Source organism: Pseudoalteromonas sp. SG41-2, assembly GCF_014164535.1.
Lineage (GTDB): Bacteria > Pseudomonadota > Gammaproteobacteria > Enterobacterales > Alteromonadaceae > Pseudoalteromonas > Pseudoalteromonas rhizosphaerae.
Genome location: NZ_JACJFK010000010.1, coordinates 109,134 through 121,649 on the forward strand (window position 1 = coordinate 109,134; position 12,516 = coordinate 121,649).

General features: G+C 39.0%; 5 protein-coding genes. All 5 read left to right on the top strand.

The genetic code is table 11. The features are described from left to right. Nucleotides 1-177 precede the first annotated feature (177 nt). The 5 genes from H5186_RS10020 to H5186_RS10040 all read left to right on the top strand — a co-directional run bounded on the left by H5186_RS10020 (nt 178) and on the right by H5186_RS10040 (nt 12,388). Nucleotides 178-1,242: an OmpA family protein gene (locus H5186_RS10020; protein WP_149980472.1), complete on the top strand. Its 1,065-nt coding sequence runs from the start codon at nt 178-180 to the stop codon at nt 1,240-1,242. Between the two features lie 276 nt (nt 1,243-1,518). Then, on the top strand, nt 1,519-4,116 hold the full coding sequence (gene acnB, locus H5186_RS10025; RefSeq protein WP_149980473.1) for a bifunctional aconitate hydratase 2/2-methylisocitrate dehydratase: 2,598 nt from the start codon (nt 1,519-1,521) through the stop codon (nt 4,114-4,116). Nucleotides 4,117-4,611: 495 nt separating this feature from the next. Next, a complete protein-coding gene (locus H5186_RS10030) occupies nt 4,612-10,134 on the top strand; it encodes a leucine-rich repeat domain-containing protein (protein ID WP_182794427.1) in 5,523 nt (1,840 codons plus the stop codon). A gap of 379 nt (nt 10,135-10,513) precedes the next feature. After that, complete coding sequence (locus tag H5186_RS10035) at nt 10,514-11,146, top strand: 2OG-Fe dioxygenase family protein (protein WP_182794428.1); 633 nt, start codon at nt 10,514-10,516, stop codon at nt 11,144-11,146. A gap of 9 nt (nt 11,147-11,155) precedes the next feature. After that, nucleotides 11,156-12,388, top strand: coding sequence for a cysteine desulfurase-like protein (locus H5186_RS10040; RefSeq protein ID WP_182768016.1), 1,233 nt, complete (start codon nt 11,156-11,158; stop codon nt 12,386-12,388). The last annotated feature ends 128 nt before the right edge of the window (nt 12,389-12,516 follow it).

The window sequence follows — 12,516 nt, forward strand, 5'->3', positions numbered from 1 at the left end:
TTTTTATCTGAACTATAATGTAGGGCGCTTTATTTTAATAAATAGTTAAATTGCAAAATATGCATTTAAATATTTTCGTTAAGTAATGATTAACTAAAGATACGGTACTCTATGGTTAAACTTATTGAGCTAGGGTCTCTTAGCTACAATTTTAATTGTGAAAATGGGAAGGAAACAATGAAATTAAAATCACTTACTATTGCTTTAGCACTAGCTGCAACTAGCGCTTCAAGTTTCGCTGCTGAAAAAGAAGGTTTCTTTATCGGTGCTTTTGGCGATTATTACGATGCTTCATGGGAAAATGTCCGTGGAAGCGCAGGTACCAACGTTGATGATTCAACTGGTTGGGGTGCAGAAATTGGTTATCGTTTTAACGATTACTGGAGTGCACGTCTAGAATATGCTGATATGGATTTTGACATTTCAAATGCAAATCCTGCCATGAACGCAACAAGCATGGACGGCGACCGTTTAGGTATTGATGGTCTTTATCACATCAACGGCGGTCCTTTCTATGGTATTTTCGGTCTTAAGAAAATCGATATTACAGAAAACCTAACTTTTGCTAATCTAGGTGCTGGTTACCAACATTATTTCACTGATAATTTCGCATTTAATGCTGAAACATCTATTTATCAAGGTCTTGACCGTGGTTACACAGATGTAGGTGCTAAACTTGGTCTTAGCTATTTATTTGGCAAGCAAAGTTCAGCTGCTGAGCCAGTTAAAGCTGCTCCAGCTCCAGCTACAGTAGTACCTGTAGCAGTTGCCCCGGTAGATAGCGATGGTGATAACATCCCTGATGCAGATGACCAATGTGCAAACACACCAATGACAGATGCTGTTGATGGTACAGGTTGTACTTTATATGAAGACCGTGAAGTAACTAAAAGCTTGTTAGTAACATTCCCTAACAACGCCTCAAAAGTTGCTGGTAAATATGACAGCGGTATTGACCAAGTTGCTAGCTTCTTAAAAGAGCATACAGACACAACAGTATTACTTGAAGGTCATTCTTCAGCTGTTGGTAAAGCTGAGTATAACAAGTGGTTATCGAAAAAGCGTGCTGATGCAGTTGCTGCTAAGCTAATTGCTGATGGCATTGCTGAAGATCGTATTACTACTGTTGGTCTAGGCGAAGAGCGTCTTAAAAATACAGACAACACACCTGCTGCACACGCGGAAAACCGTCGTGTAGAAGCACACCTTAAGTCAATTGAGCGCGTGAAAGTTAAGCGTTAATAGCATTTGATTTATTAAAAACCCAGCAAGATGCTGGGTTTTTTTATGCCTAAAAAATAGCAATGATTCGCAGTTAATTAACATTCATGTGAATGGTTTTTTCCTAATTGGTTATTCACAGTATTTATAATGAGTATAGAATTTTGCTTGATTGCACGGATTTTCATCTATATTTAAAAGCTTTATAATTAATCGTCAGAATACTATAAGTATTGAGTAATTTTTCGCGAGAATGTGTATTACTGAATACTTTCACGTCACCAAGAGGGCAATATTGTGCTAGAAGATTATCGTAAACACGTAGAAGAACGTGCCGCGTTAGGTATCGTACCAGCGCCATTGGATGCTCAGCAAACGGCTGATCTTATCGAGCTAGTTAAAACACCACCTGCAGGTGAAGAAGAGTTTATTTTAGACTTATTAGTAAATCGCGTGCCGCCAGGTGTGGATGACGCAGCTTACATCAAAGCTGGCTTTTTAGCCGCAGTTGCTAAAGGTGAGGCAACTTCACCACTAATTTCAAAAGAAAAAGCAGCTGAACTATTAGGCACAATGCTTGGCGGTTACAACATCGCCCCCATGATTGAGCTACTTGACGAAGAAGCGCTTGCGCCAATCGTTGTTAAAGGTCTTGCAAATACGTTATTAATGTTTGATGCATTTTATGACGTTGAAGAAAAAGCAAAAGCGGGTAATGAATACGCTAAGCAAATTATTGAATCTTGGGCTGCTGCAGAATGGTTTACCAATAAACCTGCGGTTGCTGAAAAAATCTCAGTTACGGTATTCAAAGTAACAGGCGAAACAAATACTGATGATTTATCACCAGCGCCAGACGCCTGGTCACGTCCTGATATTCCATTGCATGCTTTAGCAATGCTAAAAATTGAACGTGACGGTATTACACCTGATAAAGCTGGTGAAGTTGGTCCAATTACACAACTTGAAGAACTAAAAACGAAAGGCTTACCACTTGCCTACGTAGGTGATGTTGTTGGTACTGGCTCTTCTCGTAAGTCAGCAACTAACTCTGTACTTTGGTTTATGGGCGATGATATCCCGTTTGTACCAAACAAGCGTGTTGGCGGTGTATGTTTAGGTAATAAAATTGCGCCAATCTTCTTCAACACAATGGAAGATTCAGGCGCATTACCAATCGAATTAAATGTTGATGAACTTAACATGGGTGAGCAAATCGATATCTTCCCTTACGAAGGTGTTGTTAAGCGTCACGGTACTGATGAAATTATTTCTACTTTTGAACTTAAATCTGAGGTAATTTTAGATGAAGTTCGTGCTGGTGGTCGTATCCCACTAATCATTGGTCGTGGTTTAACTGACAAAGCGCGTACATCTCTTGGCTTGGGTGCAACAGATGTATTTAAAGTACCAACAGCAACAGAAGTTTCTGATAAAGGCTTCACACTAGCGCAAAAAATGGTTGGTAAAGCATGTAATGTTGCTGGTATTCGCCCAGGTCAATACTGTGAGCCTAAAATGACAACTGTTGGTTCGCAAGATACAACCGGTCCTATGACGCGTGATGAACTTAAAGATTTAGCCTGTTTAGGTTTCTCTGCAGATTTAACAATGCAGTCTTTCTGTCATACATCAGCTTACCCTAAACCTATTGATGTAAATACTCACCATACGCTTCCTGATTTCATCATGAACCGTGGCGGTGTTTCACTTCGCCCAGGTGACGGTATTATCCACTCATGGTTAAACCGCATGTTATTACCAGATACCGTCGGTACTGGTGGTGATTCACATACACGTTTCCCATTAGGTATTTCATTCCCAGCTGGGTCGGGTGCAGTAGCATTCGCAGCAGCAACTGGTGTAATGCCACTTGATATGCCTGAATCAATTTTAGTCCGTTTTAAAGGCGAAATGCAGCCTGGTATCACATTACGTGACCTAGTACATGCAATCCCTTACTACGGTATTAAGCAAGGCTTATTAACCGTTGAGAAAAAAGGAAAAATTAACGAATTCTCTGGTCGTGTACTAGAAATTGAAGGCGTTGAGCACCTAACTGTTGAGCAAGCATTTGAATTATCTGATGCATCTGCAGAGCGTTCGGCGGCAGGTTGTACTGTTAAGTTATCTAAAGAATCTATTTCTGAATACCTAGAATCAAACATTGTGATGCTGAAGTGGATGATCTCTGAAGGTTACGGTGATGTACGTACGATTGAACGTCGTGTTACAGCAATGCAAGAGTGGTTAGCTAACCCAGAACTTATGGAAGCTGATAAAGACGCTGAGTACGCTCATATAGTTGATATCGATTTAGCCGAAATTAAAGAGCCAGTTCTTTGTGCACCAAATGATCCAGATGATGCGCGTCTTCTTTCTGATGTTGCAGGCGAGAAAATTGATGAAGTATTCATCGGCTCTTGTATGACTAACATTGGTCACTTCCGTGCTGCTGGTAAGTTGCTTGATGGCTTTAAAGGTCAATTACCGACTCAGCTTTGGGTTGCTCCACCAACTAAGATGGATAAAGACCAACTTACAGAAGAAGGTTATTACGGTATTTTTGGTCGTGTTGGCGCACGTATCGAAACTCCAGGTTGTTCACTATGTATGGGTAACCAAGCACGTGTTGCAGATCAAGCAACAGTTGTGTCTACCTCTACACGTAATTTCCCGAACCGTTTAGGTAATGGCGCAAACGTATTTTTAGCTTCATCTGAACTTGCTGCAATCGCTGCAATTTTAGGTAGGTTACCAACATCTGCTGAGTATCAAGAATATGCTGCGAAGATCAATGCAACAGCATCAGATACATACCGTTACTTGAACTTCCATCGCATGCCTGCTTACACTAAAAAAGCAGACAACGTGATTATTCAACAAGCTGTTTAAAAGTCTACTTGTTGCAAAAAAACCCACAATATGTGGGTTTTTGTTAAGCCTTTGTTCATTTTCACTTGACGAAAAGTTTTCTTAGTCTAGAATCTTACCAATAAAAAATTAACATATGTTATTAGTTGCCATGGAAAAGGCGATAACTTCCTTCATGCTATTAAAATAATCAATCAGCAATGAAAGGCACCATCGTAAACTCCTTAGCTAATTTCAATTTCATTTACCACATCAAATTACGCAGCATCAATATCTTTAGTGTACGAAAGAATAATTAGCCTATGAGAATCAGGGGATTGGGAGATTTAATAACTTGAGAATGATGATTCGAGCTTGAGGCTTCTGAGGTGTAATTCTTAAAGTATAAATATAAAAAGTTATAAGAACCGAAAACAAAATTTTAAAGCCACATTAAGCTAAGGCTTTTTTAAATTATTAAAGGGAAATGATTTAAACACAGCTCCCTCAATAGCATCCATTTAAAAGGGGAATAAAATGGGTTTTTTTGAAATAAAGCTACGCATAGGCTTACTAGCCAGTGCGCTATTTTTAACTGGCTGTGGAGGCGGAGGTGATGATAGCGGTAGTACAACGCCAAAACCTGTTGACCCAGTTAACCAAGGCCCAATAGTTACACTAACGGCTGCAGATGAACAAATAGAACAAGAAACATTCACTCTTAAAGCGACAGCAAATGATACTGATGGTGAAATTTCGTCATATAGTTGGAGCCACGATGCGAGCTTTGACTTTATCAGTGATGGTCTTTCCAGTGCTGAAGTGAGCTTTACTTCCCCCGATATCAGTGAAGACATTACGGTTAATTTTACTGTAACGGTTACTGATAATGATGGTGCTTCAGCATCATCCTCTCAAGCGGTGCTCATCAAGCGTAAAGTATCCAATGTAACCATAACAGGGCTTGTTACTGATGAGCCAATTGCAAATGCTGAACTTGAAATTGTTGTTGGTGGTGAATCGTTCCAGGTTCAAGCAAATGATAGTGGTCGTTATACAGCGGTTTTAAATATCGATGAGTCATCAACTAAAAAGTTGGTAAGAGTAAAAGCGAAAGGACTAGATGCCTTAAACCCAGGTGTTGAGTTTGTATCGCAGCTAAGTTCAGTTGAAAAGCTTTTAGCACAAGCGGGCGAGGATAATACGCTTGATAGTAATGATAATTTTAGTGTCAATATCACTAATGTTACCACTGCTGAATTTGCACTTTTAACACGTGATGGTACAGAGCCTGCGAGTGAAGAAGAGCTTAATAGCGCACTGTTAAATGTTGATGCGGATGAGAAGATTCAGCTAGCAACACTTATTAAGATTGTTGTTGATAATCCAGATTATCAATTACCTGAAGGTATTAATAGCACGCTGGAGCTTGTTGCGAATGAACAAGTCGCGAAGCAGTTTGAAGAAGAAGTGATAGAGAAAGATCCTGAAATCATCGAAAAAACCAAAAAAGAAATTAAAGAAGATGATGCTCTCGTAACCGGCGCAACAGGTACGCTCGAGGGTAATTATATTATTAACTCACCTCGTTATCATACCAATACAGCATTCCACCTTAGCTTAAGGGCTGATGGAAGCGGGCAGTTTAGCTCTAATACCAGTAGTGCGATCTCTTGGGCTGAAAATGCAGGCGTTTATACATTAGACTTTGCTGAAAAAGTTACGATTTATCAAAATTCAGATGCAGAAAGTTCAGAGTCTGTAGTTTTAACTGGATTCAGCTTTACTGTATTGGCTGAAAACGATGTGTTTAGAACCATCGAAGTGACGCGTTCAACAGAGCGAACGGTTGTTAATAGCAACAGCGGTTCAGTTACAATGACGACTGAAGATGATGAAACATATACGACGAATCTAATATATAAAAATAAAACCATTTCATTATTAGCTGAACAGCTGGTAGGTGAGTGGGCACTTCATGTACAAGATAATGATTTTTATACTAGCTACGATCCCAACCTACCTGAAACCCTGCAATTTTATGCTGACGGTACAGGCGTTGTTGATAGTAGCGAAGCGTTTACTTGGCAGCTAAACAGCCATAGCTTAATTGTTAACTATGATGACGGCGGCGAAACAGGGCAGCTAGAGCTTTGGTTTACAAAAGCATTAAGTGGCGGCTATCAATTAGTTGGTCTTGATACGAGCTTTGATAAGCCGAGTGACACCCTAACGGGGCTATTAATCAAAAAACAAGCGGTATCGACTACGAATGATGATTTAATTGGTCGTTGGCATGGCTTTATCGGCACATCTCAATCGTATGATTTAAATATTTTTAGCGATGGCACAATGATGATCGGCCTAGGCATCACTGATTGGCAGGGGCATTTAAATGATGGTCAGTTTACACGTAAGCGTTTTATTTATAACAATGAAATTGTTACGTCATGTGAAGGCTTTGGTGCAAGTTGCTACCTTGAAAGTGAAATGATTCATGAGTTCATCAGTATTGTTGGTAACCTGTATTACATTAAGCGCACTCTAAATTACTATTTACCAAATGGTGAGATTAGGTCTCAAAGCGGTGCAATATTAGTTTATGAATACAGCAAAGACTTAACCTACAGCGCATTCACCGAAGAGCTATTAGAGAATTACACAGAGTTTTATTCAGCAGATGGCCAAACAGATAGAATTTATACTGAATATGACGAAAACGGTAACGTAATATACGTTGTTGAATTAGAGGGGCAGACTTACACCGGCGCAACCTTTAATGACGGTGTATTAAGTTATGACCGAAATGGTGAAACGTGGCATCTTGAGCTTGTTTCATCAGATACCGGCAGCATTGTAGTTTGCCATTATCAAGATGGTGGCACGTGTAATGCTGCGTCACAAATTACTTACTTACCAAAGCGCCCTAAAGTTACCCTTAGCGCTAACTCAAGTGGCAATGGTGAAATTTCACCCGCATCACAAGCGTCATTTTTGTATCAAAAAGTTGGGTTTGAAATCATTCCTGACGACGGTTTCGTTTTAGACGTAATTGAAGGCTGCGATGGCTATATTGAAGGTAATCACTACATTGCATTTGCAAGTAACACTGATTGTGAAATTACAGCAACCTTTAAAGAGCAACAGCAAACAGTTGGTAGCTTCATTATTGGTAATCAAGATCTGTATTATGCAAGTGCTTATACTGTAGATCTTAATGAAGATAATACCGGCTATTTAACCTACAACGGTAAAGTTGATATTACTTGGCAAGAGGATAAGCAAGGTGTGATTGAAATCACCCCACAGCAAGCGTTTATTCTTAATGAATATCAAAATATAGAATACCCAGAGGGTTTTCCACTTGAAGTTAATTTTAAAGATATTGCTACAAGCCTGAGATTAAAACCATTACCAGAGAAAGGAATTAACTGGTATGAGTTAGATCGAGTAATCGAACAATATAAAGATGATGTGTTAGTTGATGAATACACAACTTCTTATGAAGTGAGTAAAACATCACTCGATCAACGTTTAGCTATTACAACCGATGATATCGCAGGACAATGGTCAGTTGACTTGGTCGGGGAAAAGACTGTTAATAAAGTAAATTTTAATCTTGATGGGTCTGGTGTATCTCATAATATAAGTGACTTATCCGAAGAGAATTTCACTTGGCAAATAGTTGATAACTCTATAGCGCTTTTCTTTCCTGAAGATAACGGAACTGAATCATTTTATATCACTAAAGGTTTAAATGTTGGTTACCAGCTTGTTACTCAAGGTATTTTTGACGGTGAGCATTATACAGATTCAGGCATCATGGTGCGTCGTAATGAACAACCAATTAGTGCAGATAACTTTGCTGGTCGTCACCAGTTTAGAGATGGTCATGACCTAGACACCCATTGGGGGGAAATACAAGTTTATGATGATGGAGAGGTTTTCTTTACTTTTGACACAAGCTCTTTTCAAGGAGGGTTTGAAGGTGGACATTTAAAACGTGATCGATATTCTGAATACGTTGATGGCATCTATCAGAGAGTTGATTGGTGCGATGTTTCTTTAGATACATGCACACTTGATGGGGAGTTTATATATACCCTAGTTGCTGTTGATGGTCAGCGTTATTTTATAGAGCGGACGCTTAGCGGTGCCGTAAATGGTGGAGACACTACAGCACATTTATATATACATGATTACACACCTTCAACAGATGTCGCTCATTTCGAAGAACATAACTTAGTTTTTAGCCTTTATCAAAATGATAGTAATGGTATTGCTCGCTGGGCTGTTACCTATGGTTACTATGATGAAGTGCTAAATAAGCAACACTATATTTTCCAGATTGACGACACTGAACCTGTATATGTTGAGCTAGTTGATGGAAAGTTAGAGTTAACCCTCGACGGTCAAGATACTGTTATTGAATTAATTGATAACAACCGCCGTAATGTTACTTTCTGTAAGTACTTAAAAGGTAATAGCTGCTTAGAGCAAGATAAAGTTTACTTATCGTTTGATTTACCTATGCATACAATCACAGTTAATGGTGATGGTAATGGCTCATTAGCTGTAGGAGATGATAGTAATGTTGCTCATGGCTCAAATTGGTCGACATCTATTGAGCCAAATTCAGGTTATGAGCTTAATAGTATTTCAGGTTGTGACGGCTATGAAGATGGCAGTGATTATAGAATCCCTTATGTGAAAGAAAGTTGTCAAATTGATGTAACGTTTAAAGAGCTTATTCCGTTATCTACCCAAGCGAATATTACAGATCCTGCGCTTGCAATGTGTGTTGATAATTCAGGTGAAACAAGCTTAGAGAGTGTGATTGAATTAAATTGCCTGTGGAACAACTATGGTGAGATTACGTCTTTAGCCGGTCTAGAGGCCTTGCCTAATTTACAGATTCTTGAACTCTCAGACTTAAACTTGGGTCCCCATCTTGATTTATCTGCTTTTGAGCAATTAACAGAGTTTTCTAATGGTTATAACTATGGTTCTGAGCAGCAAACAAAAATAGAATCTATTCAATTTTACGACTCTAGTCTAATTACTCGCCTAGAGTTGAGTGGACAAAATCTTTCAGATATTGACTTATCTGCATATACCTCACTGCAGTATTTAACTTTGCATGATATGCCATTGACTCAGATTGATTTATCTAATCAAACACAATTAGTGCATTTAGACTTACAAGGCATAGAGTTAAATCAGCTAGACCTAATCTTTAACACTCAGTTAGAGTACTTAGCAATTAATAGTGGTAGCTTAACTGAACTCAATATTGGGCATTTAACAGAGCTAAGAAATGCGTTTTTATGGGGGCAAACGGGGGTAACAGAGCTTGATGTCACCAATTTAACGAAATTAACTCGCCTTGATATTGGTAAAATGGGGGTTTCAGTGCTTAACCTAACAAATCTCGTTAATTTAGAAAGCCTTAGCATTTCGTATACCTCAATAAATAATCTAGATTTTTCAGCTTTACAAAGCTTGACTTCATTAAGTATCGAAGGTATTGAGCAATCACTTGTGCCATGGTCACAGGTCTATCACATATCAAGTTTAACGATAGGTGGAGCTAATTATACAAGTTTTGATTTTTCGTCTTTTACTAATTTATCAAGACTAGGAATATATCAATCAGGTATTAGTGACTTATCGTCAATTGCTAATCCTGAGCTAATTTTATCACTGGATTTGTTTGGTAATTATCAGCTTGAACAGCTAAATATAAGTGAGATGACGTCTTTATACTGGCTGCAGGTGAATAACTCTCCAATTACGACTCTAGATTTTAGTAATAATAGCAATTTAACAGACGTCTATTCTAGACAGAATGCATTAGAGACTATTAGTGGAATAGAAGCTATTGCTGATAAATCAGCAAGGTTGGACTTTGATTATAATCCGCTAAGCAGTGGTACTGTTAGTTATTTAGATGATTTACGTGATAACCAAGGTTATTACAATATTTCGTATTCAGTAAACTACAGTGTTACTGTGAACGTTACTGGCAACGGTAGTGTTAGTGAATCTAACTTTCTATAATCAGATGGTGAAAGCCGCGGGATAAATTTATACCACTGATAGTGGTTATGAAGTTGTAAGCGTAACAGGCTGTGATGGTACTTGGGACTCAACTGACTATTATGAGGTAGGTCCAATCACAGAGTCGTGCGAAGTAAATGTTGAGTTTGTAGAAACAACACCTTAAGTTTATTGAATACTTTTTGTAGTTGATAAAACGACCACGCCACGTGGTCGTTTTTATTTTTAAATTAAAAATTCAATAAAACCCACATTTGGATCTTAATTTTATACTTTTAAACTCCTTTTATTAAATAAAGACGCAAAAAATCCTCTCTACTTGCATTAAAATCCCCTTCAATATTTATGAGTTAGTCTCTTATTTTTTAGGTGATATTTTATGACAGCATTAAACAACCAGAACCTATTACAACTTCGCTTTGTAAACCAAGCTCATATTGAGGCTGTTAAGCCATCGTTTGCTAATCTTCCGGCTAACCCGTATGCCGACGGTGCGTTTCGTAAACGCCGCTATTCAGTAATTAAAGTGCAAAATGATGAACTTGTTTTACAAGCCACAAAAGCATTTGTACAAGATGATTCAATCAATACTTTCCAAGGTAATGTTGAGCGCACTTACGAAAATTTAGAGCCGAGTTTATTGGCAAGCGAAGGGATGAAAAGTATCGTCAATGAGTTTCGTGCCATTACCGGTATTAGCGAACAGCGTGATATTGAAATTCATCAATTTCGTATGCTTGCTATTGAAAGTGATACGCCGCCTGCGCCAGAAGGTATTCATCAAGATGGCTTTGATCACGTTTGTATTTGTGGTGTATCTCACGAAAACTTAGAAGGTGGTGAGTTGTTGGTGTATGAAAATAAGCAAGCTGAGCCTTGTTTTAAAATGGAAATTAAAGACGGTATGTTTGCATTAATCAACGACCGTGAAGTATGGCACAACGCCACGCCGATGAATAAGATTGATGCAAGTAAAGACGGTTACCTAGATTGTTTCGTACTAACGGCTTAAGGAATGATAATGAATTTAACTAAACTTCGTCGTCAGTTTCCGGCACTTATGCAACAAGTTGCGGGTAAATCGCCAATATTTTTAGATGGCCCGGGTGGTTCGCAAGTACCACAATCAGTGCTTAGTGCAATGTCAGCTTACTTAGGTTATTACAACTCTAACTTAGGCGGCGCGTTTTTTTCAAGCGATAAAACCGTTGAGTTAATGGCCAATGCGCGTCAAGCAGCTGCTGATTTACTTAATTCCCCATCGCGCGATCAAATTGTATTCGGTGCGAATATGACTAGCCTTACTTTTAGCTTTAGCCGTGCGATTTCTCGTGATTGGCAAGCGGGTGATGAGATTATCGTGACTAATGCAGATCACTTCTCAAATGTATCCTCTTGGCAGCAGGCTGCAGAAGATAAAGGCGCAAAGGTTAATACTGTATTGATTAACGAAGCTGATTGCAGCTTAGATTTAGCGCATTTTACAAGCTTACTGAGTACTAAAACCAAATTAGTAGCCGTTACTTATGCATCAAACACTACCGGCTCTATAAACGACATTAAACGCATTGTTGAAATGGCTCATAGCGTAGGTGCTTTGGTGTATGTGGATGCTGTGCATTATGCGCCACATGAGCTGATTGATGTTCAAGCACTTGATTGTGATTTTTTGGCCTGCTCTGCGTATAAGTTTTTCGGCCCACATTTAGGTATGGTCTACGGTAAGCGTGAGCACCTTGAAGAGTTTCGACCATACAAAGTCGAGCCTGCCAAAGATGTTATTCCTGGGCGCTGGGAAACCGGCACGCAAAGCTTTGAAGCACTCGCAGGTTTAATTGCTGCTGTTGACTACATTGCAGATATTAGTGAGCTTGATGGTAGCTATTCACGCCGCGATAAATTAGCTTCTGCTTTTGCAAAAACTAAACAGCATGAAATGGCGTTAAGTGAGTACTTCCTTACTCGACTAGTTAACTATCCTAAGATCAAACTATTTGGTATTGATGATTTAGATCGTTTAGCTGAACGTACCCCAACTTTTGCTTTAACCTTTGCAGGGCTTGAGCCACGTCAGGTGTCTGAGTTTTTAGGTAAGCAACATATATGTGTGTGGGATGGTAACTTCTACGCTCAGGGCTTATGCAAGCAATTGGGTGTATTGGATACTGGCGGCGTTGTACGCATTGGTTGCATGCATTACAACACCATCGAAGAGCTAGATAAGTTATTTGATTTGTTTGATGAACTGATTTAAAGCTATAAGTCATAAGCTGTAAGTTTTAAGCGACCAGAGCGCTTGGTAAGCCTTGACATAAAATCTGAATTGAGTAGATTTTTGGCTTACCGCTTACCGCTTACCGCTTACCGCTTACCGCTTACCGC

Coding starts and splice junctions, on each gene's coding strand:
- H5186_RS10020 (WP_149980472.1), top strand. CDS start 178: ATGAAATTAAAATCACTTACTATTGCTTTAGCACTAGCTGCAACTAGC.
- H5186_RS10030 (WP_182794427.1), top strand. CDS start 4,612: ATGGGTTTTTTTGAAATAAAGCTACGCATAGGCTTACTAGCCAGTGCG.
- H5186_RS10035 (WP_182794428.1), top strand. CDS start 10,514: ATGACAGCATTAAACAACCAGAACCTATTACAACTTCGCTTTGTAAAC.
- H5186_RS10040 (WP_182768016.1), top strand. CDS start 11,156: ATGAATTTAACTAAACTTCGTCGTCAGTTTCCGGCACTTATGCAACAA.